The organism is Stenotrophomonas sp. (assembly GCF_032099025.1).
Taxonomy (GTDB): Bacteria; Pseudomonadota; Gammaproteobacteria; order Xanthomonadales; family Xanthomonadaceae; genus Stenotrophomonas.
On the sequence record NZ_DAMCID010000020.1, the window covers coordinates 28,191 to 53,125 of the forward strand.

Sequence of the window (24,935 nt, forward strand, 5' to 3'; positions counted from 1 at the left end):
CGTCCGCGTCCGTAGGCGAGGCGCGGCACGGCGCCACGCCTCTGTCGCCTTCAGCCAGGCAGGCTCGAATGCGCGGCCAGGAACGCGCGCAGCGAGGCCGGTTTGATCGGCTTGGTCAGCAGCCGGTAGCCGCGCTCGCGCGCCATGCGCTTGAGCTCATCGCGACCGTCCGCGGTCAGCAGCGCGCCGGGAATCGCCCGACCGGCGCGCTCGCGCAGCGCCACCAGCGTGTCCAGCCCGTCCAGGCGGTCGTGCAGGTGGTAATCCACCAGCATCACGTCCAGCTGCGCGTCCACGACGTCCAGGGCCTGGTCGACGGTGCTGGCGGTGATCACCTCCACCTGCCAGCGGCCCAGCAGCGCGCGCATGCCGTCGAGGATTTCCTGGTCGTTGTCCACGCACAGCACGCGCATGCCGGCCAGCGAATCCGAGCGCGTGGCGTGTTCGGGCGGGAGCGACTGCGCTGTGGCCGGCGGCAGGTCGGGCACCGCCGCGCGCGGCAGCAGGATGGAGAACATGCTGCCACTGCCTACCCGGCTGCGTGCATTGAGCCGGTGGTCGAGCAGGCGCGAGATGCGCTGGCAGATCGACAGGCCCAGGCCCAAGCCCTGCTCGCCCCAGTCGAACGGCTGCTGGTAGCGGTGGAACTCGTCGAAGATCTGCTGCATGTGGTGCTCGGGAATGCCCGGCCCGGTATCCCAGACCTGCAGTTCGACCTCGTCGCGGCGGTGACGCACCGCCAGCACGATGCGGCCCTGGCGGGTGTAGCGCAGCGCATTGGCCAGGAAGTTCTGCAGCACGCGGCGCAGCAGGCGGCGGTCGCTGCGTACCCACGCGGGCCGCGCGAACAGATCCAGGCGCAGGCCGCGGCCGGCCGCCACCGGCGAGTACTGCGCGGCGAGCTCGCGCATCAGCAGGCTCACATCGAAATCGCCGATCACCGGATGCAGCCCACCGGCATCCAGCCGCGAGACATCCAGCAGGCCATCGAGCAGTTCTTCGGCCGCGCGCAGCGAGGCGTCCACGCGCTCGGCGAGGTGGCGCTGCTCGTCGTTGTCGTGGTGGCTGTCGCGCAATGCCGACGCGAACAGGCGCGCCGCGTTGAGCGGCTGCAGCACGTCATGGCTGATCGCCGCCAGGAAGCGGGTCTTGGACTGCTGCGCCATCTCCGCCTCGTGCGAACGCTCGGCCACGCGCTGCTCCAGGGTTTCGTTGGCCTCCAGCAGCGCGGTTTCGGCGTGCTTGTAGTCGGTGATGTCGTTGTAGCTGGTGACGTAGCCACCGCCGGGCAGCGCCTGCCCGCGCATCTCGATCACCCGGCCATCGCTGCGGGTGCGCTCGAAGATGTGCGGCGACCCGGCGCGCATGTAGCCGATGCGGCGGTTGATCTGGATATCGATGTCACCCTCGCCCAGCTCGCCGCGCTCGGCGTTGTAGCGGATCAGGTCAGCCACCGGGCGGCCGACATACAGCATGCCGTCGGGGTACCCGAACATCTGCTGGTAGCGCCGGTTCCAAGCGGTCAAGCGCATTTCCGGGTCGACCACGCTGACCCCGGCACTGATGTTTTCCAGCGTGGTGGACAGGATCTCGCGGTTGAAGCGCAGTTCCTGACCGGCCTCGTCCAGCACCGCCACCACTTCGCCCAGGTCCATGCCCGAGCCACGCAGCAGGCTGGTGAGCAGCAGGCGCGCGGACGCCGCACCGATCGACGCAGCCAGCAGGCGTTCGGTGAACTGCACCCAGGCCCGGTCGGCCGCGGCCGAGGCCTGCAGTTCGAGGCCCATCGACTGCGCCTGCTCGAAGAACGAGCGGCGCGCATGGCGGTCGCCGACCACGCGCGAGGCCAGCGCCAGCAGGTCGCCCACATGCACGTTGCCTGGCCAGGCGCCGGCCACCGCGGGGCGCTGCGCATAGGGGTCCAGGAACGGCGCCGCGCGCAGGCGCTCGTCCACGCCCGGGCGCCAGCGCACCGAGACCAGCAGCATGGCCGCGGCGTTGACCAGCAGCGACCAGAAGGTGCCGTGGGTGAGCGGATCCCAGCCGCTCATGCCGAACAGGCGTTGCGGCTGCAGCCATTCGATACCGAAGGGTCCGGCGGTCAGCCAGGTCGCGTCCATCCAGCCGGCGTGGGTCAGCGCGGGCAGCAGCAGGGTGTAGATCCACGTGCCGAAGCCCAGCAGGATGCCGGTCTCCACGCCGCGGCGGCTGGCACCGCGCCAGTACAGCCCCCCAATGAGCCCTGGCGCGAACTGTGCGACCGCCGCGAAGGCCATCAACCCGTAAGACGCCAGCGTGCTGTCGTTGCTGCTGCCGCGGTAATAGCTGTAGGCGGCCAGCGCCAGCAGCAGGATCGCCATGCGGCGGATCCACAGCACCCGCGAGGCGACGTCGGCCGCTTCCTGGTGGTCGCCACTGCGGCGCAGCAGCACCGGCATGACCAGGTCGTTGCTGACCATCGTGGCCAGCGCGATGGAGGAGACGATGACCATGCCGGTGGCCGCGGAGAACCCGCCGACGTAGGCCACCAGGGCGAGGAACTTGCGGCCTTCGGCCAGCGGCAGCGCAAGCACCATGCTGTCGTCGGCCACGCTGCCGCCGGTGCCGAACAGGGTCACGCCGGCCGTGGCGATCGGAATCACCATTGCCGAGATCACCACCAGGTACCCGCCGAACATCCAGCGCGCGCGGCGCACGTCGCGCACATCGCCGCACTCGACCACCGCCACGTGGAACTGGCGCGGCAGGCACACGATCGCCAGGAAGCTCAGCAGGGTCTGCGAGATGAAGCCCACCGGTGGCAACCCGGTGAACAGCGTATGCACGCTGCGGATCACCGTCTCGCCGCGATCGGCCAGCCACAGGTAGGCGAACAGGCCCAGCGCCACCATCGCGATGAGCTTGATCATCGATTCCAGCGCGATCGCCAGCATCATGCCGTGGTGATGCTCGGTCGCATCGACCTGGCGGGTGCCGAACAGCGTGGCGAACAGCGCCATCAGCAGCGCCACGTACAGCGCCGGGTCGCTGAAATAGCCGGTGGGGCCCACGTTGCCGGTCAGTACCTGCAGGCTCATGGCCACGGCTTTGTACTGCAGGGCCAGGTACGGCACGATGCCGATCAGCGCGATCACCGCCACCAGTGCTGCCAGCCGCCGTGAGCGGCCAAACCGCGAGGAGATGAAGTCGGCGATGGAGACCACGTTCTGGCTCCGCGCGATCAGCGCCAGGCGCTCGATGATGCGCCAGCCGAACAGCAGCAGCAGCAGCGGCCCCAGGTAGATGGGCAGGTAGCCGATGCCGTTGCGCACCGCCGTGCCAACGGCGCCGTAGAAGGTCCACGACGAGCAGTACACGGCCAGCGCCAGGCTGTAGACCACCGGGCGCAGCCACGGGCGGTCCGGGTACATCGGCCGACGGTCGCCCCACCACGCCACGCCGAACAGCAGCGCGGCATAGGCCACCGACACCAGCAGCAGGATCCAGCTAGAAACCACGGCAATGTTTCCGCGAGCGCATTCGGCAGTGTAGCCGTTGGATGCGGTATGCCGGGGCCATCCTCACGCTGCCAGCGGTGCCAGGGGGCGCGAGGGCAGGTGCAGGTCGATGCGCGTGCCCTCGCCGGGGCGGCTGTGGACCTGTACCGAACCGCCGGCGGCGGCCACCAGGCTGGCGGTGACCGACAGCCCCAGCCCCGTGCCCTGGCCCACCGGCTTGGTGGTGAAGAACGGCTCCAGGCACCGGGCGCGGATGGCTTCGCTCATGCCCTGGCCGGTGTCCTGCAGCTGCAGCACCAGCGCGCCGTCCGGGTCAGGCGGTTGCAGCCGCAGGGTGAACGCGCCGCCATGGGGCATCGCCTGGTTGGCGTTGACCGCCAGGCTGAGCAGGATCGATTCGAGCTGCGCCGGATCGAAGTGGATCAGCCGGCGTACCCCGCCGGTGTCCACCTCGCAGCGCACGCCTTCGTCGAAGACCTGCTGCAGCGTGGGCGCCATCGCCATCAGCGTGGCCGCCGCGTCCAGCAGCTGCGGCCGGCCGGGCTCCAGCCGGCTGAAATCCAGCAACCGGCGGCTGACCGCACTGGCCCGGCGGGTGGCCGAGTCCGCCCCCTGCAGGGCAGTCTGCAGGTCGTCACCCTCGCTGCGCCGCGCCTTGGCCACGTAGCCCTGGATCAGCGCCAGCAGGTGGTTGAAGTCGTGCGCGATCCCGCTGGCGAGGCGGCCGACGTTCTCCATCTTCATGGCGTGCACCAGCTGGTCGCGCGAGCGCTCGCGCTCCTGCATCTCCACCTGCAGTTGGTCGCGCTTGCGTGACAGTTCCCGGCTGCGCTGCTGCGCCTCGTGCAGGCTTTCACGCAGCCCGGTCACGCTGTGGTGAAGCAGCCAGGCGGTGATCACGGCACCCGCTGCGGAGATCGCCAGATCGGCGGTGGCGTGCTGCACCCGGTCGGCACGGAACAGCGCACCGGACGCATCGCCCCAGGCACCCATTGCCATCACGCCACACAGCCAGGCGGTGCTCCAGCGCAGCGCGGGGCCGCCGAGCACCGCCGCCACCAGCAGCACCGGAACCAGCTGCACCATCTGCACGCGCAGCTGTGCGGCCAGGCCCCAGTAGCCGTAGGCCAGCACCAGCAGCAGCAGTTCACCCACCAGGAAGGTCATGGCCGCATGCAGGGTGCGCCCGGCGCGATGCTCGATCAGGCACAGCAGGCAGAGCAGGATGTGCGAGGCGGCCATGGCCGGCACCATCAGGTCCAGCCCGGGCCCGGTGCGCAACGCGAGCCACAGCGCCAGCAGCAGGTGGTACAGCCCCACCAGCAGCAGCAGCCCCCGCAGCATGGCGTCGGTCCGGGTGCCCAGACCCTGCGGGCAAGCGCTGGCGGCGTTGGGTGCGGGGGGCAGCGGGTCGGGCATGCGGGACGGGATCCGGCCGGTGAGGCCGGCGCTCGGCGGCAACACGGGTATATTAGCAGCGCGTGCCCGGGCACCGCCGCCGCCGCCGCTCCGCGCCGGACCCGGTACGCCGTCATCAGTCTGCACCCGACCGGGGAAGTCGTTGCCTCCATGATTACGTTGTCGCTTGTCCGGCGTGGACTGCCTGCGCTTGTCTGCCTGTTTTCGCTCGCCGCCCTGCCCGCTCTGGCGCAACGCCCGCTCGATGGCGCGCCGCGGATGGAACAGGTGGAACAGTGCCATGCGCTGCTCACCAGTGAACCGCAGACGTCGTTGAAGATGGCGCGCGCCCTGCTGGCGGCGCCGTCGATCTCCACCTCGCTGGAGATCGGCGCCGTGGGCTGCCTGGGCGTATCCCTGCGGGCGCTGGGGCAGCTGGACCAGACCGCCGGGTTGCCCGACCGCCTGCTCGCAGCGGCAGCACGCGCCGATGCCACGGCCGAGGACCGGATGCGCGCGCGCTCGATGGCCTCGCACCTGCTGCTATGGCGCGGCGATCACACCCGGGCGCTGGCATTGACCGGCGAGCTGCTCGACGCGGCGGTCCGCGAGCGCGACGTGCACGGCGAGATCGGAGCACTGATGCAGATCGCGATGATCCGTGGCGATGCCATGGGCGATGCCGAAGGGGCGCTGACGTACCTGCACAAGGCCACCCAGCTCAGCGAGCACCTGCGCCGCCCGCCCAACCCCGGCGATCTGATCCTGTACTACAACTACGGCTACGCGCTGCTGACGATGCAGCGGTATGACGAGGCGTCGGCGGCCTTCAAGCGCGCCGAGGGGATCGGGACGCGGCTGAGTGGGCAGGACGTGTTCCTGCACCGTATTGCCAGCCACCGTGCCGAGATCCAGCGCGTGACCGGGCAGCTGGACCCGGCCGAGGCCGGCCTGCGCAAGGTGTTGGACTGGCAGGCCGTGCAGGACCCGCAGGGCCAGATCGTGACCCTGCAGCGGCTGGCGCGGTTGGCGATCGATCGCCGCCAGGCCGACGCCGCGCTGCCGCTGGCGCTGCGGGCACAAGCCCTGGCCGACGGCGGGCGCTTCACCGAAGAGATCCGCAACGGACTGGACCTGCTCGGCGATATCCATACCCTGCTCGGCCACCGCGAGCAGGCATTGCAGTATGTGCGCCAGGGTCGTGACATGGACCAGGCCCGCAACAAGGGCGAAACCCTCACCCAGCTGGCCCGCTTGCAGGCCTCGGCCGAACGCAGCATCGATCCGGCCCAGGTCAACGCCGTGCAGGACCTGGGCCGGGTGCGCCTGCTGCGCAATACGGCCGTCGCCGCGCTGCTGGCGGTGTGGGTGATCGCCACGGTGATCGTGCTGCGGCTGCGCCACCAGCGCCGCCAGCTCACGGCATTGAGCCGGACCGACGCGGTGACCGGGCTGGTCAACCGGCGCGAGGCGGAACGGCTGCTGGACGCCGACACCGCCCAGGCGTCACGGCGCGGCCGCAGCGCGCTGCTGTTGCTGGAACTGGACCATTTCAAGCAGCTCAACGACCGCCATGGCCAGGCCGCCGGCGACCGCGTACTGAAGGCCGTGGCCACCTGCGTACGCCAGGCCAGCGACCGCCATGACCTGGTGGCACGCTGGGGCGGCGCCGGATTCCTGGTCGCCCGCCACGACACCAGCGCAGCGGCCGCGCAGGCCCTGGCCGGTCACTTGCGGCTGGCAATTGAACGCCTGGTGGTCGAAATCGGTCCCGGACAACACCTCACCCTCAGCGCGAGCATCGGGGTGGCGTCGCTGCCGCTCTTCGACGATGTGCCGCCCGTGCTCGACGACAGCCTGCATGCCGCCGACCGGGCGTTGCAGGTGGCCCGCCAGAGCGGACGCAATGCATGGGCGTGCGTGTGGGGCGAACGCGGCGCCGGTGCACCGGACCTGCGCGCGCTGCTGGGCAATCCCACCGCGGCGATGGCCGACGGGTGGGTGACATTGAGCAGCAGCCGCCCGATCCAGTGGGTTCCGTGACGCCACGCCATGCGTGGCTGCGCTACCTCATTTCAGCGCGCGACCTCGAATCGCACCTCGACACGACGGTTGGGCAACAGGCATTCCAGCAGCGCCGCGCGCGGACGCACGCCATCGCACTGCTGGACCTGCTGGGTATCGCCGCGGTATTCGTAGCGCACCTTCGCAGGGTCGATGCCGCGGCCGATCAGCAGCTCGCGCACGGTACGGGCGCGTCGCTCGGATAGCGACTGGTTGGCATCGAAGCCACGCCCCTGCATGCGGTCGGCATGGCCGACCAGCGTGATGCCCTGCAGCTGCAGTTTCTCGCCGGCCATGCTGGCCAGCGCGCGGTCCACGCTTTCCAGCGAGTACGTGCGGATATCGCGGTAGCCGTCGCGGTCGAACTCGAACAGTACGTTGGCCACCAGCGGGCCCGGTGCGGTCACTGCGGCCGGTGCCACGTCGCACTGGCGGGCCAGCGCCTCGGCATCGTTCACCAGCTCCTCGGCGATCTGGATGTACGGCTTGGAATGCCGCCACTGCTGCTGGTTGAACTCGTTGCCGGCGTGCACCAGCTCGACTTCGCCGCAGGCCACCTGCTGCGCTGCGCAGGCGAAGCCCGGCGTGCCGTGCAGCACGCGCAGGCGCTGCCACAGGTCGTCGCGCAGGTACTTGGCGTTGTTCACCAGCGGCGTGTCGGTGGGCAGCGGGCGGGCGCCCTGCTCCATGCCGATGATGAGCCGCTCCGATTCACCGAGCGCGGCCTGCGGGAAGTCGCTGCGGTCGTTGCGGCTGTATTCGTGGAAGGACACGTCCAGCCAGCACTGCGCCTTGGACAGGTGGTAATCGCGGATCGGACGGCCGCCGTCGTTGAGCGCCTGGATGCGGCCCTGGGTGGCCTCATACGTGGCGTGGTCGGCGTGGATCGCGGCGTCGGTGATGCGCAGCTGCTGCGGCAGCAGCTGTGCCTGCCGGGCCGAAGCGGCACCGGCGAGTCCGGCAAGGATCGCCATGCCCAGCAACGGGCGGGCGAAACGGAAGGTCGGGTGGGTAACGGTCATCGGGGCATCCTCAGCGTGCCGGGTCGCGGTAGCGGACGGGGTCCGGCCGGAAAAGGTCTTCGTCAAACTTGAAGCGCAGGCGCAGGAACACGCCCTGCTGGGTGTACTCGTAGCCATTGAGGTCGCGGTCGCCGGTGAAGCCGGTCCAGTTGTAACCGGCGGACAACCACAGGTTCTGGCGCAGCAGGCGGCCGACCTCCATGCCGTAGGCATACTGGTTTGCACCGGCCTGCCCGCGGAAGGTGGACCCGAGCACGCCGATGTCCCAGTTCTCGGTGATGTCGTACACCACACGGCCGGAGAACAGCATCGCGCGGAAGCGGCTGTCGACGCGCGCGCCATCGCGGTACGCGAACTGGTCCTGCTGCCACTTGCCCGCCACCCGTCCGGTGAACCACCACGGCCGCGACGGGTGCCAGTCGGCATGCGCGGACACGATGTGGGCGCGCGTGCGCACGTCCTGGCTGCTGCCATCCACGGTGCTGCCGTCGGACAGGGTCAAGCCACTTTCATCGCGCTCCAGCTTGTACTCGTAGCGGGCCAGCGCATTGATCCGGTTGCGGTCGGTGTCGCGGTACGCCACGCCCAGCTGGAAGCGGTCCTGCAGCACGTCGCCGCGTGCGTCGTAGCGGGTGCTGAGCAGGTAGTTGCGGCCCAGCAGGGTCCAATCACGGCTGAGCTTGCGCGCCAGCATGAACTGCAGCAGCGTGGTGTTGAACGCCTCGTTGGTGTCGGTGTCCGGCACGTCCTCGGAGATGCGGTGCTCGGCGCGGATCGCGCCCCGCCACAGCGGGTTGGCCGCGTAGTCGAGCGCCAGCGCCAGGCCGGTGCTGTCGCCGGTGCTGCCATCGATCACTTTGACGTGCTCGGCCGAGCTGGACAGGCGCAGCCCTTCGCGGATATCCCAGTTGTTGCGGATGCCCGAGGCGGCCTGCACGTCGCGGCCACTGATCGCGTCGCGCAGGCGGTACTCGCTGAAGGTCTGGGTGTCGCGCAGGTAGCTGCTGTCGATACCGAACACCAGCGCATCGGCCTCGCGGTCGGTGGTGGTGATGCCGTACGCGCTGGTCAGGCCGGTCTGCTTCTCGTAGCGGCCGTACAGGCGGCTGCGTTCGAACACCTGGTAGTCCAGGCCCGCGGCCAGGCGCCGGCGGTCCTCGCCACTGACGCTGTGCTCGATCTCCGCGCCACTGCTGAGCCGGTCGCTCAGGCGGTAGCCCAGGCCAACGCGGGCGCTGTCCGATTCCAGCTCGGTGCCCACCGGCAGGTCGCTGGTGATCGGGCTGCCGGTGCTGCTGCCGTTGATCACCATCAACCCGGTGGCCGGATCCAGCGCCTGCTGGCCATAGCCGAGCGCGCCACCGCCGGCACCGGTGGCGAAGCCGCCGGTCAACCCGCCGGCATTGCCGAACGGCACCCCGGACGACCACGGCGAGGTGATGCCGATGGTCTCGCGGATGCTGCGTACGCCCACGTCCACGGTCAGCCGCTCGGTGGCGTCGATCCGCACGCCGGCGCCGCCGGCATCACGCTTGCCACCGTCGGGATTGCGGTCCTCGCTGCGCAGGCCTTCCACGTAGAGCTCCAGGCGCGGCCCCAGCTGGTAGGCCACGCGGGCGTTGTACTCGCCACGGCCGCCATACAGCGGCGCCGCCGGGTTGTTGAAGGCCGGGTCGGTGCGGGCGGCGAACAGGCGCGCTTCCAGCGTGTCGGTCTGGTGGGCGAACTCCACCCGCCACGCATCGCCGGCCACCTCGCCGGTGACGTCCTTCAACCCCTGCGAAGTGATCTGGTTGATGCTGTTGGTGTTGACCTCGCTTTCGGTGCGCGCGAACTCGGCCACCAGCAGCGTGTTGTCGCCGAACCGGTAGCTGGCGTTGGCGCTGCCCATGCGGAAGGCCGCATACGGGTTGCGGTCGTCCACCGCGGCCGCGCCCACTTCCAGGCGGTCGGTCAGCTTGACCTGTGCATCGGCGCCCACCACCCAGAACTTTTCCGTGTCCTGGTCCAGTTCGTAGGTGATGCGCAGCGACACCGGGTTGAGATCGCTGTCGAACGCCGGCAGGAACTGGTTGAGCAGGATGCGCCCGGAGAACGGCTCGAAGCTGTAGTCCACCAGCCGCGCCAGCGGCCGCACCGAGACGATGCGGGTGGGCTGGTTGCGGTCACGCACGATCACCTCGACCCGCTCGCTGCCTTCCAGCACCGCGTTGTTGCGCAGCGCATACGGGCCACTGCCCTGGCTGCGGAACTCTTCGATCACCTGGCGCAGGGAATCCTCGATGGCGAACACATTGCTGCGCACGCGCGCGCTTTCGAAATGCCAGCCCAGGCCGGTGGCGGTGCGGTTGTAGGTGCCCAGGCTGCGCTGCGGAATCGGGCCGCTGCCGCCGATGCCGGTGGCGGTGGCCAGTCCGTCGCCGGTCTGGAAATCGCCATACAGCAGGTAGCTGCGCTTGTTGTCGATGCGCACGTACAGGCGCTCGGCCGAGCGCGCGTCGAACCCGCGCAGCGACGAATCGCCGTAGACCGGGTAGAACTCCTCCGGCTGGATGTCACGCAGCAGTCGGCCGCGGGTGTCCTTGTCCGAATCGTAGGCGGCGGTCAGCAGGGTCTCGCCCTTGATCCGTCCCTTGACGAAGAACGCGGTGCGCGCGGCGGCGTTGGCCTTGCCGTTGTTGAACTGGCGTTCCCAGCGGCGGATGTCGCGATCGAAGGCGTCGTTGCTCTCCACCGGCGACACCAGCCCGCCGTTGCCGTTGCGACGGAAATTCACCACGCCTTCGATCAGGCCGGTGGCGATCATCTCGCGCATTTCGGGGACGAAGCCGATGCTGCCCTGTGCGGTCTCGGCACCGGCGGTGATGCGCAGCAGCACATCCTGCGGCTCGTGCGGCGCGATCAGGTCGAATTCGGCCACGCCGTCGACGACCTGCAGCTGCACGCCCGGGGTGACCTTGTCGGCATCCAGCGCGCCGGGGCCGAGCTCATCGGTGCGCGAGCCCGGCAGGCGGACCCGGCCACCGCTGTTTTCAATCGTGGCGTAGGTGGTGCCGGTCAGCGGCAGGCCGCTGGGATCGAGCAGCTGCACGCGCACGTGCACCGGGCTCTGGCCGTCGGCGGGTACGCCGTCGCGGTCCAGTTCCACCACGATGCGGTCCAGCGTACCCGGCGGCGTCGCGCGCAGGGCGGCGGGCGCCGCATCGATGCTGGCGGGGCTGCGCGGGTACAGCGTGCTGGCGTCACCCAGGACCGGGGTGAAGCGGCCCGGGGTTCCCACGCTCTGGGCCATCGCCGGCAAGGTGGCCAGTGCGCAGGCCAGCAGGCTCAGGCGGGGCAGCCGGCGCAACACGGGGGCGCGGCTCATGGCGTGCCCTCCGTGGTGGCGCCGGCGGCGGGCGGGTTGGCTCTGGGGTGCACGATCGGTCTCTGGTTGGCCGTGTCGGTCGCCTGCTGCGGCGCCCGTGCGGGTTTGCTCTCGAAGCGCAGCGGTGCCTGCCCCGGTTCGGTTTCCGGTGCGCGCACCTCGCCCTGGGTGCGGCGGGCCTTGACCTGCTCCAGCACCGGGTTGGCGCAGCTGCTTTCGATGAAGTCAGCGCGGTGCAGCTCGCCGTTCTTCAGGTCGAGCAGCAGGCTGTCGGCGTCGCCGAGGTTGCGGTTGCTGCTGGTGGTCAGGCGTGCGCCGACCGGCAGCGTGCTGGCATCCACCTTCAGCGTGTGGCTCTGCGGCGGCAGGCCGCAGTGGCTGTACTTGCCTTCCGAATCGCTGATCACCCAGGTGCCGTCGGAGAAGTACAGGCGCACGCCCGGGATGCCGAGCTCTTCGCGGTCCTGCAGGTGGTTGTTGTTGCAGTCCATGAACACCTTGCCGAGCACGCAGGCCTGGTCGGTGAACACACCGCCGGTGACGCGGACGCGGTACTCGGCCCGGTTGGATGCCAGCGCACCGGCCAGCGGCGCGATGGCGACCGGGTCGATGCAGCCCCCGCTGATCGAACAGCCGAAGGCCTGCGCGCGGTTGATGCCATCGCCCTGCTGCGCACCCACGCCCACCCGGACGCGGTAGGTCAGCACGACCTGGCCACCGACGCTGATCGGTCCCAGCGCGAAGCCCAGCAGCGGACCGGGCTTGCCGGCTGGATCGGGCACCGCGCGGCCATCGGCACGGGCGGTACCGTCGATGTAGGTGAAGCCACGCGGCAGGCGGTCGATCACGTTCAACGCACCCAGCGCGCTACCGGCGGTCTGGCGCACGGTGATGGTGTACTGCACGGTGTCGCCGATCTCGGCGGTCTGGCGGTCACCGGTCTTGGTGATCGCAAGACCCGTGGCCACCGCCGTATCGAGCGGCAGATGGTTGTGCACGATCGCCGCCGTGGTCGAACCGGCGAACAGGGTCAGGTAGTACTGCGTGGCCGCACCCACCGCACCGGTCGGTGCCTGGGTGTTGGCCTGCACGACGTGGTTGGCACCGGCGCCGCCGGCCGGCGACAGGGTGTCGGCCTGCGGCGGAATCATCGTCGAGACGAACGTGTAGCCGCCCGGCGGGGTCACCGTGAGCTGGAATTCGCAGCGGGCCGGTGCGGTCGGTGCGAAGGCGAACTGGTAGAAGCCTTCGCTGCCGACCGTCATGGCAATGCGGTTGCCGTCGATCCGGTAACCGCCACTGGCGGCGTTGAGCACTGCGGTGCGCGGGTCGTAGCCGGTGCACAGGCCGACCGGGGCCAGCGTGACGATCGAGCCCGGTACCGGGTCGCGGGTGGTGGCGTCATACACCACGCCCGACGGGTCCACCGGCAGGCTCTGCTGCGGCAGGTGTTCACCGGCGCGCAGCACCACTTCCAGCTGGCTGGTGCCGTTGTCGGCAGTGCGGCAGGCGCTGACGCCGCCGCGCGCGATCGCCGCGTCGGTGTCGCAGGCTTCCTGCACGCCGCCGGCGGTTTCACGGGTGACCGGGAACGGCCACAGCACGTTCGAGCGCGGGTCGCGGAAGCGGATGTTCCACTTCACGCCGGGCACCACATCGCCGACGCGGTAGCTGCCGTCCGCTGCGGTCGCGGTGCTCTTCACCACCAGGCCGGTGGCCGGGTCGACCAGTTCGACGATCCAGGCCGACAGGCGGCTGTCACCACCGTCCAGCAACTGGTCGTCGCTGCCCACGTCGAACCACACGGTGCCGCCGACCGACGCGGCCAGCTGCACGGTGTTGGGCACGCGGCAGGCGTTGTGGAGGATGCTGTCCACGCACGCCGGCAGGTCGCCCACCTCGCCGTCGAACGCGGCGCGCTCGGCGGCGGTCGGGGCACGGAAGGCGTTCTCGCCGCCCCCTTCAACCAGCACGGCGTTGTTCACCGTACCGGCCTCGGCCGCAGCCGCACCGACGCGCGCCTGCACGGCGATGGTGTCCGGCGAGACCGCACCGGCCGCCAGCACGCGCTGGCTGGTGCAGCTGAAACGGGTTGCGCCGGGCTCACCGGTGCAGGTCCAGCCGGTACCCACCGGCGTGCTCTCCAGGCTCAGGCCCACCGGCAGGCGGTCGTGCACCACGTAGTCGCCCCGCGATACCTGCTGGCCGCCATTGCGCACCTGGATGGTGTAGGCGGCGACGTTGTTCACGGTGAAGCGGGGAGTGGTCGAGGACTTGCTGACCATCAGGTCGGGCGAGTCGCCGATCTCGCCGAAGTTGTTCTCCAGCGAATCGGCACCGAGCGGCAGCACGATCTGGCTGATCGTCGACGGCACGCTGGCACGGTCGCTGGCGACGCCCACCGTGGCACCGCCCACGGTGCCCGCCGTGGTGATGCCGTTGAGCGTCTGCGGCGGCTGGGTCGGCTCGGTCACGGTGTAGGTGCCCGGGCGCAGGCCGTCGAAGCGGTAGCGGCCGTCGGCATCGGTGTTCAGCGTCGCCGACACCGGCTGGCCGAGATCGTCGGTGCCGGTGAGCACGACGCTGACGCCGGCAATGCCACCTTCGCTGCTGTCGACGCTGCCGTTGTCATTGCTGTCGTTGTAGACGCGGCCGGCGATGCTCGCGGTCGGAATCTCGCCGAAGTTGTTGTTGATCGACTGCTGGTTGACACCCAGCACCACCGCGCTGATCTGCGACGGCGTGGTGCCCGGCGCGGTGACGGTGCCACCGGTGCTGCCGGCCACGGTGCGACCATCGCGGGTACCGGTGGGCTGGTCCGGCTCGGCCACCCCATAGGTGCCCGGCGGCAGCTCGGCGAAGCTGTAGCTGCCGTCGGCATCGGTCACGGTGTCGCGGGTGATCGGGTTACCGGCCAGGTCGGTGCCGACCAACGTGATGCGCACATTGGCCAGGCCGGTTTCACCCGGGTCGATCACGCCGTCGTTGTTGCGGTCGGTCCAGACCTTGCCACTGATGCCGCTGTTGAGCGGAATCTCGCCGAACAGGTTGTCCACCGACGCGCTGCCCGGCGTGGTCAGGTCGATCGTGCTGATCCGGCTGGGCACCGTGGTGACCGGCGTGGCGGTCCCACGCGGGGTGCCGCCGACCGTGCCGGCGGTGGTGATGCCGTTGCTGGTGCCGGCCGGCTGCTGCGGCTCGGTCAGGGTGTAGGTGCCCGGGCGCAGGCCATCGAAGGCGAAGCGGCCATCGGCATCGGTCTGCACGCTCACGTTGACGCTGGCGCCGGTGTCGTCGGTGCCGGTGACCTGCAGGGTCACCGCCTCGATGCCGGTCTCGGCCGCACCGCTGCGGATGCCGTCGTTGTCGACGTCGAAGAACACCGTGCCGGAGATCGCCACCGGCAGGATCTCGCCGAAGTTGTGTTCGATCCCGTTCCTGCCGGCCGGCAGCGCGATCGCGGTGATCGCGCTGGGCACGCTGGCCACCGCCGTGGCCACACCCGCGGCCACGCCGTCGACGCTGCCCGCGCGGGTGATGCCGTTGAGGGTCGGCGCGCCGTTGAACAGCGGCTGCGTCGCCTGTTCGGTCACGCTGTACGTGCCCGCCGGCAGGTGTTCGACGCGGTAACGGCCGTCGGCATCGGTCACCGCCGTGGTCACGGCGTTGCCCAGCACGTCGACGGTGCCGGCCGGCAGCTGCAGCTGCACGCCGGCCAGCCCGGGTTCGCCGGCGTCCTGCACGCCGTTGTTGTTGCGGTCCAGATAGACGGTGCCCGACAGCGACGCCGCCAGCTCACCGAAATCATTGCCGCTGGAACCCGCCGCCGGCAGGTTGGTCACGTTGATGACGTTGCCCGGCTGCTCGCGGCCCTCGCCCAGGCCGGTCGGCTGGGTTTCGGTGATGCGGTAGTCCTGGCCGGCGATCGCGCCCGGGTAGCTGTACTGGCCGTCGGCGTTGGTGACCAAGCTGACCGTGGTGTCGTCGGTGGTGCCGAACACGCTGTCGGCACCGGCACCCACGATGGTCACCTGCACGCCCGGAATGCCGATGTCGCCGGCGTTGTTGTCGCCGTCGTCGTTGCGGTCCAGGTACACGGTGCCGCTGATCGGCGCATTGGCCAGTTCGCCGAACAGGTAGCCGGTGGCGTCCTGGCCGGCGGTGATGGCGATGGCGGAGATCACATTGGGCACCGCCGTGCTGCCCGGCGTGGCGGCATTGCCCGCCGTGTGCCTGCCGTCCAGATAACCGGCCGGCTGGGTTTCGGTCAGGGTGTAGTCGGTTCCCGCCTGCGGCGGCAGCAGGTCGCTGAAGCGATAGCTGCCGGTGGCGTCGGTGGTGGCCGTCAGTGCGACCGGGTTGCCGAGCAGGTCGGTGCCCGACAGGGTCAGGGTGACGTTGGCGATCGGGTTCTCGCCGGCATCGCGGCGGCCGTTGTTGTTGTTGGCCGCGACGTTGGAGAAGTCCTCGTAGACCAGCCCGCTGATCGAGCCGAGCGTCTCACCGAAGTCGTTGCCGGCCGAACCGGTCAACGGCAGTGCGTTGAGCGTGATGACGTTGGACGCGTTCTCGGTCGCGTTCGCATAGCCTTGCGGCTGGGTCTCGGTGATGCGGTAGTTCTGTCCCACCACCAGCGCGTCGAAATCGTAGCGACCCTGCGCGTCGGTCTGCACCACCACCGCTGGCAGATCGTCGGCATTGCCGAACACGCCGTCGGGGCCAGCGCCGATGAGGGTCACCGTGACGCCCTGCAGGCCGCCATTGGGCTGCGAATGGCGCGTGCCCGCATCGCCGGCATCGAAGTCGCCATTGCCGTTGCGGTCCAGGTAGACATGCCCGGAGATCGCGGTGATCGCGTCTTCGCCGAAGTTGAAGAGGGTGCCGTCTTCGCCGCGCGACAGGTCGATGCTGCTGATCCGGTCGGTGGTGGCGGCGTCACCGGACGCGCCGGTGGCCACGGTGCAGCCCACGCAGGCGCCGGCGCCGACCAGGCCCGGGTTGATCGCGCTCGGGCGGTTGCGGTAGCTGCCGGTCGGCAGCGCTTCGCGCAGCGTGTAGACCTGCAGCGGGTCCAGGCTGTTGAAGGTGTAGCTGCCATCGCTGCCGGTGGTGGTGCTTGCCAGCACGGTGCCGGCGGCATCGAGCAGTTCCACGGTGGCGTTGGCGATCGGCGCATCACCCGCGTTGCGGGTGTTGCTGTAGTTGCTGTCCACGTAGACGAAGCCGGACAAGGCCGGGCGACGCACTTCGGGGAAGTTGTAGCGCACTGCGTCCACGCCCGCGCCCAGCGCGATGGCGGTGTAGACCGAATTGGCGGTCGCGGCCGGATCGACCACCGCGAACGTGCCACCCGCCGACGGCGCCTGGCCGCCGCTGGTGGGCGGTGCCACCGGGCCGTTGACGTAGGCCGCCGGCTGCACCTGGGTCACGGTGTAGCCACCTGCGCCCGCGGGGGCAAGGTTGTCGAAGCGGTAGGCGCCGCTGGCGTCGGTCGTGGTCGTGAGCGCCACCGCGTTGCCATAGGCGTCCTGGCCGTCGAGGCGGACTTCGACGCCGGAAATGGTGGGCTCGGCGGTCTGCACCGTGCCGCCGTTGCCGGCGCTGCGGTCGCGGTCCTGGAACACCACGCCGGCGAGCGAGGAACGCACCACGGTGTGGGTGCTGGTGCCTTCGTCATTGCCGGGAGTCGGGTCGAGCTGGTCACTGGTGGCGCGGGCGGTATTGCTGCCGGCGCCGTTGGTCGGCAGCGTGGTCCAGCGCGCGGGAACCAGCACGCGTGTGCGGCCGTCCAGCGCCAGGTCGCCCATGCGGCAGGTGACGGTGCGGCCATTCAATTCGCAGTTGCCCGTGCCATTGGCCTGCACCCCGGCGTCGGCGGTGTTGCCCACCTTCTGCCAGGTGATGGCTTCGGCGCCGCCGATGACCTCCAGTTCGGCCGGCAGGGTGTCGGTGACCACCACGCCATCGCCGCGCAACGGGTTGCTGCCGGTGCGGTCGCGCGACAGGCTGTGGCCAGGACCGTTGTTGAGCACGTCCAGCACGTACCAGAACGGCTGGCGCAGGCTGACCGTGGCGGCGGCGGCCGGCAGCGGCTGGGTCGGGTCGGCGTTCGGGGCCAGCACCACGCTGGACTTGGTCATCGCCAGGTCCGAGCGGGTACGGATGCTGGTTTCCTGCACGGCAGTGTTGTTGCTGCTGTCGCGTTCGGTTTCGGCCGAGCGCGCGGTGACCGAGTTGAGCAGCGTCGCGCCGGTAGCCGGCGGCGAGGCGAGGTACTGGTAGACCAGGTACAGGTAGCTGGTCTGGCCGGCGCCGATCACGCCCTGTTCGGTGGTGGCCACGCCGATGCTGGGCAGGCTGCACGACAGGGTCTGCGGTGCGGTACTCGGGTTGGTGCTGCCGGGCGCCACGGTGCAGCGGTCGCCCGGTGCTTCCAGCGCTCCCTGCGGGGTGGTCGCGGTGCCGGTGCGGCTGCCGACGAAGGCGACATTGGCGCCACTGGCCGGGGTGATGGTGTCTTCGATCAGCGTCCGCGTCGCCAGCGACGGACCGTCGTTGCGCACGCTCACCTGGTACGTGATGTAGTTGTTGGCTTCCTGGCCCACGCGCGAATCGAAGCCGAGCGGGTCCACGGCGCCCACGAAGTTCTGGTCGATCTTGTTGACGATCAGGTCCACTTCACCGGCGGTGAAGTCGAGCACGGCCGAACGGCTGTCATCGTCGGTACGGCTGTTGTAGTTGTAGGTGCGGCCGTTGCCGTCGGTCCCGCTGGCCGGGTCCTGGGTGCCGTTGCCATCGAGGTCGACGTAGAACGTGCCGACGTTGGTGAACTGACGCCCGGTGTTGCCACTGTTGACGTTCGGGCGGATCACCACCGTCATCGTCTGGGTCGAATTGTTCGCCATGTCCAGCGGTGCGCAGGTCAGCCGCAGCGTGGCCGGCGCGCCGCCGTTGTTGAACCACGAGGTGCCACCGGGCGCGGCGGCCGAACCGATGGCCGGGTCGCTGCTGGTCACCGTACAGGCGGTGGTGCCGGTGCCGGTCCGCACGGCCGAGACCAGCACGAAGCCGGCGTCATTTGCCGGCAGGGTGAAGGTGTCGGTGAAGACCACGCCACGGGCCACCGACGGGCCGCGGTTCTGGTAGGTGATGCGGTAGGTGGTGTTGACGCCGGCACGACCGGGGCTGCCCGACGTGATGTCCTTGGCGGTGGTGGCCACGTTGGCGACCGGGTCGATCTGCACCCAGTCCGAGGCGCTGTTGTTGGTGGCGTCGGCTTCGCCGATCGAACCGCTCACGGTCGGATCGACGCTCACCCCGGCGGTGTTGCAGAAGCGGCCGGCCGGCATCGCCACGCCGCCGCAGGTCAATGCGGCCTGCGACTGGCTGTCGAACAGACCACGGTTCACCGTGAAGCCGATCGTGACCGTGGCGTTGGCCGCCAGCGCGGTCGTGTTGGAACGGCACACCCAGGTACTGCCGGTGAGCCCGCAGCTCCAGCCGGCCGGGGTGCTGGTGGAGGTCACGGTGGTGGAGCCGGTGACGAAGCCGGGAATCGGATCGTTGACCACCACGCCGGTGGTGGCTGCGCCGCTGTTGGTGACCTGCAGCGTGTAGCTCACCCCGCCGTCGGTGTCGCGAATGATGTTGTCGGCGTCGCCCGCGGCATTGGTGCGCTTGGTAATCGACAGATCGGCGCGGGCGTCGGTGGCGCGGCTCTGCGCACCGGTGCAGTCATTGCCGGTGTTCGGGTCCAGGTTGATGCCGCCGGCGGTGGTCGGTTCGGCCGAACCACCGCTGCCGCCGGTGCACGCGGTGTTGGACAGCGTGCCCTGCAGGCGCGCCAGCGTGTACAGCGTGAGCGCCGCCGAGTTGCCGTTGACGGCCACCGGGTAGCCGCCGGTCTGCGTGCAGGTGACCACCTGCGCCGGCGCCCCGCTCCAGGCGCGGTCCACGCTGCAGCTGAAGCCGCCCACGGTGACCGGCGTGCCGGGCGCATACGGCTGGCCGTTGGCATCCACCCACTCTTCGCCGGGGGCCAGCGTGTCCACCAGCTGCAGGTTGCCGGTGACGGTGCGCGGGCCCAGGTTCTGCGCGCGCAGCGCACTGGCCATCACGCTGTCGGTGCGCAGGCCGGTGTTGTTCCACACCGGGACCAGGGCCGGTGTCTTGGTCTTGGTCATGCGCAGGTCGGCGCCGTCGGGGATGACGGTGAGGCCGACGCTGCCGGTGTTGTTGGCCGATACCGGGTCCGGCGTATCGGCGCTGATCTGCGCGGTGTTGCTGACCGTGCCGCTGCTGTTGGTGCCGGTGGAAGGCACCTGCGCCTGGATGGCGATCTGCGCCTGCGCGCCCGGTGCGAAGCTCGCGGCGGTGCAGGTGACCACGGTGCGTTCGGCGTTGTTGCTGCACGACCAGCCACTGGGACCGGTCACACCGTTGACGATGAAGCCTTCCGGCAATGGGTCGCGAAGCACCACATTGGTGGAAGCACTCGGCCCGTCGTTGCGCGCGGTCAGCGTATAGGTGACCACCGAACCAGCGGCTGCCGGCGCCGGCGACACCGACTTGGACACCAGCAGGTCCGCACCGGCGGTGACCGCGGTGGTGACCTGCGCGGCGTTGTTGTCCGGCACTGCATCGGCCACCGTGCCCGCGTTGACCACGGCGGAGTTGACGATGTTGCCGGTGCCGACATTGACCTTGCCACGGAACGAATAGCTGGTGGTCGCGCCGACCGCCAGGGTGCCGTTGTAGGTACCGTTCTGCTGGGCGAAGGCCCAGTCCGCACCGCTGGGCACGCCCACCAGGGCCACGTTCGGCGGCAGCGTGTCGACCACGTTGAAGCCGGTGGCCACGCTCGGGCCGTTGTTGCGCACGGTAAGGGTATAGGTGATTTCACCGCCGCCGATCACCGGGTTCGGGGTCGCGCTCTTGCTGAGCTCCAGGTCGGCCGCGGCCTGGATGGTGGTGTTCTGGCTGGTGCGGTTGTTGGCAACGTTGGTGTCGCTGCCGAAGAACGGATCGTTGGTCTGCAGCGCGCTGATCGGCGTGGTCGCCGGCGGCAGCGCAGTGGCGAAGCCGATCGCCGCACGGACGGTGATGGTGGCCGGCTGCGAGGCGGTGGTGGTGACCGGCAGCTTGAACTCGTAAGGGGCCGTCGCGGCATTCAGCACCGGGTTGGTGCAGACCACGCGGGTCGTGCCGCTGGCGCCTGCCGAGGCGCTGCACCCGGCCGGTGCGGTGCCGGCGAGCGCGGTGCCGGCGGGCAGGTCGAACAGGGTCACGGTACCGCTGGCGTTGTCGTTGGCGCCGTTCTCGACCTTGACGTTGTAGATCACGGTCGTGCCCGCCGGTACCGGGTCGTAGCCGGTATCGGAGAAGTCGGTGATCTGCAGGTCCACCGCCAGTGCGGGCAGCGGCAGCGCCATCAGCAGCGCGACCACGGCGCGCCGGAGCCGCAGCGGCCACCACGGCGCCAACGTGCGCTCGAACGGCGTTGCCGCCGCGCAGATGGCTGCGCGATCGCTATGGATGGACATGCGTTTTCCCCTGTTCCGGTCGTTGCGGCGTTCACGGGGAACGCGGCACGATGCGCTCCCAACGCAATCGAACCGGACGTTCCCTGTCAGATGACTCCCGAACGGCGGGCGACAGGCGTCGCCGGCGGTACCGGGCGGGGCGAATTGTGATGTTGCCGTGAAAACAAGTCAGTGCCGGCGGCTCACGCACGCTCACACTCGCTCACACCACCCGGCAGGGTGCCGGATCAGCCGGTCAGCAGGTAGCCCTGCCCGCGCAGCGCGCGGATCGGCAGCTCCACCCCGGTAGCACTGCGCACGCGCGCGCGCAGGCGGTGCACCAGCACGTCCAGCCGGTGCGGATCGAAATCCCACGGGTTATCGGTGACCTGCGCGATCAGCTGGTCACGGGTGACCGCCACGCCCGCCGCAGCGAACAGCTGCTGCAGCACCCCGCGCTCCATCGCGGTGAGGGCCAGGCGGGCACCGGAAGGCGCGTGCAATGTCCAGCCGTCGGTGGACATCTCCCATCGCGATGGCGGCGCGGCGGCAACGGCGGGCTCGCCGCGTGCGCCCGGCAGGCGCCGGCGCAGGCTGCGCAGGCCGGCGGCCAGCACGTCCAGGTCCGGCGGCTTGATCAGGTACAGGTCGGCGCCCTGGGTGAGCCCCATCGCCATGTCACGTGCATCGCCACGCCCGGTCAGCATCACGATGCCGATGTCGGCCGACGCACGCAGGTGGCTGGCCACTGCATAGCCGTCCTCACCGGGAAGGCCGACATCGAGCACCACGATGTCGCAGCGGTCGCTCAACAGCGCGCGGTAGAGGGCCTCGGCACTGCCCAGCCCACGCACGGTCGCACCTCGCCACGCAAGGTCGTCCAGCAGCAGCGCCAGCAGCTCCGGATCGTCTTCGACCACCCAGACATGCAGTCCCGCAAGCTCCCCCGCGCGGGCCATCGGCGCGGGGCCGTGACCGTTGTCGTTTCCTGCTGTCACGTGGCGTGTCGCATCCCTCGAACCAGCCTGCAGTCTAGCCGCAGGTCGGAAGCGAGCCAAATACGACACTGCAGTGCCCTGTCCCCAAGGCCGCCAGCCACCGATGCGTTGCGGTGCCAGGAACCACGACGGATCCGACTCTTGCTGGCCATCGCCTTTGCAGTCAGCGTCGGGTCTCGCCCAGCGTCGAAAGTGACCATGAACCCCGTCGACTCCCCGTCTTCTTCCACGATTCCGGTCGGACGACCCGTTCCGGATATCCCACCGCCTGCTACCGCACCGATCGTATCGATCAGCAACCGTGCCTCTGCAGGGGTGGAGGCAACCCCGGGCATCACATCAGCAACGGCGCTGCCCGGGGCATCGGTGCCGTGGCGAGCGGCCGGGTCTACGCAGCATTGGCCGCTGTCGATGCTCGAGGAGCTCTGTCCTGGCCTGGTAGGCGAAGTGCGCCGGGAAGTGGCGCTGTACCCCCGGCTTTACGCACCGGCACAACGCGAGCAGTTCGTCGAGCGGTTGGTCAACCGGATCCAGGCGGAGGTGGACGGGCTGCCAGCGCAGCAAAGCGCGCCCGGACCGCAGCAGCTCAATGTCCGTCTGTTCGTCAGTGCCGTCCGCGAGACCGGCCGCAACGCGCTGTATGTCGCGGCCTGGGAAGCGGGTACGCCGCCGCCGCCCGGCCCACCCTGCGAGCCCCTGCCACCCCACCAGTGGGACCCCCGCGATCCGCTGTCCACCCAGCAGGGCGATCCCATGCTGCGGCACGCCCAGATCCTGTTCCGCATCCACATCCGCTGACGAGCGCGGCTTATTCCGCCGGAACGCCCATTTCCTTGAGCAGTGCCGGCGCCGGATAGACCTTGGCCAGCAGCCAGCGCAGGTAGCGCATGTCCACGTGCACCGCGCGCTTGAAGCGGGGGTCGAACCACCAGCTGGCGCTGACCGATTCCCAGTTGCTGTCGAAGTTGAGCCCGATCAGCTCGCCGCGTGCGTTGAGCACCGGCGAGCCGGAGTTGCCGCCGGTGGTGTCCAGGTTGGTCAGGAAGTTGACTGTCTGGGTCTTCAGCACCGGGTCGGCGGTGCTGCCGAAATCGCCCTTGGCGATGGCCGCCAGCAACGGCTTGGGCGCATCGAACGGGAAGGCATTGGTGTTCTTCTCGACGATGCCGGCTACGGTGGTTACCGGGTCGAAGTGCACCGCGTCGCGTGGCGACAAGGCTTCGACCTTGCCATAGCTGATGCGCAGGGTGCGGTTGGCGTCCGGGTACACCGCGCGGCCCTGCTTCGCACGCCAGGCAAACAGCGCCTGCATGTACGCCGGGCGCAGGCGCAGCTGTTCGCCCTCGCGGTCCTTGCGCTGGTCGTCCAGGCGCAGCTGTGCGGCCACCAGCGGGCCGGCCAGATCGATCAGCGGATCGCGCGCCAGCGGCTTGCCCTCTTTCGCCGCCGCGAAGCGCGACAGCCGTTCGGACTCCTCGCCCAGGCGGGTGCCGGCGTACAGCGTGTCCAGCGCCTTGGCCAACGCGGCCGGCGTGCGGCCGAAGGCCGCGTCGAATTCCGGCAGGCGCTGCGCATCGGGCAGCTGCTGGTAGCGGGTAAGCAGGTTGGTCAGCAGGGCCTTCTCGACGGCCGGCGCATAGCGGCGCTGCACCTGCTTGAGGGTACCTTCGATCAGGGCCTGGTCACGCTGCTGGTAGCCGCTCTCGCGCTCGGCGTCGGGCTTGGCCGACTCGATGCGCAGCCGTTCCAGCATCAGCGCCGAGCGCAGCAGCTGACTCTGGGTGGCGGCCTGCTCCAGCACGAAGTCGCGCTCGCCCATCGCCGCACCCTGCGAGAGCGAACCGAACAGCGCCTGGATGTCGGGCTGGTAGGCCGCATCGGTGGCCTTCAGCATGGCAGCCTCGTCGTAGCCGCGCTGGGTCTTGGCATCGCTGCGCAGCAGGCCTTCCAGTTCACCGGCGGCACGCTTGCGGTTGTTCTTCAACGACTGCAGCTGCGCCGCATAGCGGGTGCGCGCCTGTGCATCCTTGGCGGTGGCGGCTTCGATGGTATCGATCATCTGTTGGAACACCGCCACGCGGCGCGGCAGCACCGCATCGATCTGGCCGCCGAACTCGGCGGCGGTGCGGTGGCGGTAGGTGATGCCCGGGTAGCCGGCGAGCATCGCGTAGTCACCTGCCTTGGGACCGTCGATGGCCATTTTCAGGTGCGCCGGCGGATGGTACGGCACGTTGTCCGGGCTGTAGGCCGCCGGCTTGCCGTCCTTGCCCACGTACGCGCGCAGCAGGGTGAAGTCACCGGTATGGCGCGGCCACATGAAGTTGTCGATCTCGTCGCCGTAGTTGCCGATCGCACGCGGCGGCGCGTAGACCAGCCGCACATCGCTCAGTTCGAGCTGGCGGATGCGGTAGAAATCCGTGCCGTAGTACATGTCGGCCACGCTGCAGCGCACGTTGCCTTCCTGCTCGCACTCGGCCACCAGCCGCTTGCTGGCCCGGTCCACCGCATCGAAGTAGGCGCGCCCGGTCTTGCCGCGCGCATCGCGCAGGACCTCGTCGGTGACCTTGTCGAAGCCGGTGGTGACCAGCACCCGGAAATCCGGGTTGGACGGGCGCTCGTCGGCGCGGCCTTCGGCGATGAAACCGCCGTCGATCAGGTTGTGCTCGGCCGTGCTGTTGTACTGGATGACGCCCATCGCAACGTGGTGGTTGGTCAGCAGCAGGCCATCGGCCGACACGAACGACCCGGTGCCGCCGCCGGCCCGCACCACCGCACTCAACGGGGGCGCGGTGACATTGGCCAGATCGGCGGGGTTGCCCTTGAAACCGGCCGCCTTGAGCGGCTTGGCCAGGTCCGGCAACTGGGTCGGCATCCACATGCCTTCATCGGCATGGGCGCCGGTGGCGAGGGTGAGGCCGAGCGCCAGGGCGGCGACGAGGGGGGTGCGTGCGGGCATGGGTGCATCCAGTACGGCGGAACAAGCCGGCACCTTAGCTACTGGGGGGCTGTGGGGCAACGCCCGATGGTCAGGGGTGGCGCGGGATGGATAGAATCGGCGCTTCTCAGGG

At 69.8% G+C, this 24,935-nt stretch carries 9 protein-coding genes; 2 read left to right on the forward strand and 7 right to left on the reverse strand.

What is annotated here, in order from left to right:
- Positions 1–50 precede the first annotated feature (50 nt).
- Together RT456_RS14225 and RT456_RS14230 are read right to left on the reverse strand one after the other, a co-directional pair.
- Positions 51–3,497, reverse strand: coding sequence for a PAS domain-containing hybrid sensor histidine kinase/response regulator (locus RT456_RS14225; protein ID WP_313347693.1), 3,447 nt, complete (start codon positions 3,495–3,497; stop codon positions 51–53).
- Between the two features lie 63 nt (positions 3,498–3,560).
- On the reverse strand, positions 3,561–4,916 hold the full coding sequence (locus RT456_RS14230) for an ATP-binding protein (RefSeq protein ID WP_313347694.1): 1,356 nt from the start codon (positions 4,914–4,916) through the stop codon (positions 3,561–3,563).
- Positions 4,917–5,066: 150 nt separating this feature from the next.
- Between RT456_RS14230 and RT456_RS14235 the strand changes: the two genes are divergently transcribed.
- On the forward strand, positions 5,067–6,938 hold the full coding sequence (locus RT456_RS14235) for a GGDEF domain-containing protein (RefSeq protein ID WP_313347695.1): 1,872 nt from the start codon (positions 5,067–5,069) through the stop codon (positions 6,936–6,938).
- A 32-nt stretch (positions 6,939–6,970) separates the two neighbouring features.
- On the opposite strand, the gene RT456_RS14240 is transcribed toward RT456_RS14235, so the two are convergent.
- From RT456_RS14240 to RT456_RS14255, 4 genes are all read right to left on the reverse strand, one after another.
- Positions 6,971–7,981: an OmpA family protein gene (locus RT456_RS14240; protein WP_313347696.1), complete on the reverse strand. Its 1,011-nt coding sequence runs from the start codon at positions 7,979–7,981 to the stop codon at positions 6,971–6,973.
- 10 nt (positions 7,982–7,991) lie between these two features.
- A complete protein-coding gene (locus RT456_RS14245; RefSeq protein WP_313347697.1) occupies positions 7,992–11,348 on the reverse strand; it encodes a hypothetical protein in 3,357 nt (1,118 codons plus the stop codon).
- Entirely contained in the window at positions 11,345–20,890 is a 9,546-nt protein-coding gene (locus RT456_RS14250) for an SdrD B-like domain-containing protein (protein ID WP_313347698.1), read from the reverse strand. Before RT456_RS14250 ends, RT456_RS14245 begins: the two co-directional genes overlap by 4 nt.
- A 227-nt stretch (positions 20,891–21,117) precedes the next feature.
- The gene (locus tag RT456_RS14255) at positions 21,118–21,867 is read right to left on the reverse strand and encodes a response regulator transcription factor (RefSeq protein WP_313347699.1); all 750 of its coding nucleotides are present in this window, start codon (positions 21,865–21,867) and stop codon (positions 21,118–21,120) included.
- Between the two features lie 198 nt (positions 21,868–22,065).
- Between RT456_RS14255 and RT456_RS14260 the strand changes: the two genes are divergently transcribed.
- Positions 22,066–22,665 carry a hypothetical protein gene (locus RT456_RS14260; protein WP_313347700.1) on the forward strand — a complete coding sequence of 200 codons (600 nt, stop codon included), beginning with the start codon at positions 22,066–22,068 and terminating at the stop codon, positions 22,663–22,665.
- Positions 22,666–22,675: 10 nt separating this feature from the next.
- On the opposite strand, the gene RT456_RS14265 is transcribed toward RT456_RS14260, so the two are convergent.
- The gene (locus RT456_RS14265; protein ID WP_313347701.1) at positions 22,676–24,823 is read right to left on the reverse strand and encodes a S46 family peptidase; all 2,148 of its coding nucleotides are present in this window, start codon (positions 24,821–24,823) and stop codon (positions 22,676–22,678) included.
- Positions 24,824–24,935 lie beyond the last annotated feature (112 nt).

Bases quoted from the DNA above. Each gene is read 5' to 3' on its own strand.
- RT456_RS14240 (WP_313347696.1), bottom strand. From the start codon at position 7,981: ATGACCGTTACCCACCCGACCTTCCGTTTCGCCCGCCCGTTGCTGGGC.
- RT456_RS14265 (WP_313347701.1), bottom strand. From the start codon at position 24,823: ATGCCCGCACGCACCCCCCTCGTCGCCGCCCTGGCGCTCGGCCTCACC.
- RT456_RS14235 (WP_313347695.1), top strand. From the start codon at position 5,067: ATGATTACGTTGTCGCTTGTCCGGCGTGGACTGCCTGCGCTTGTCTGC.
- RT456_RS14230 (WP_313347694.1), bottom strand. From the start codon at position 4,916: ATGCCCGACCCGCTGCCCCCCGCACCCAACGCCGCCAGCGCTTGCCCG.
- RT456_RS14250 (WP_313347698.1), bottom strand. From the start codon at position 20,890: ATGTCCATCCATAGCGATCGCGCAGCCATCTGCGCGGCGGCAACGCCG.
- RT456_RS14260 (WP_313347700.1), top strand. From the start codon at position 22,066: ATGAACCCCGTCGACTCCCCGTCTTCTTCCACGATTCCGGTCGGACGA.
- RT456_RS14245 (WP_313347697.1), bottom strand. From the start codon at position 11,348: ATGAGCCGCGCCCCCGTGTTGCGCCGGCTGCCCCGCCTGAGCCTGCTG.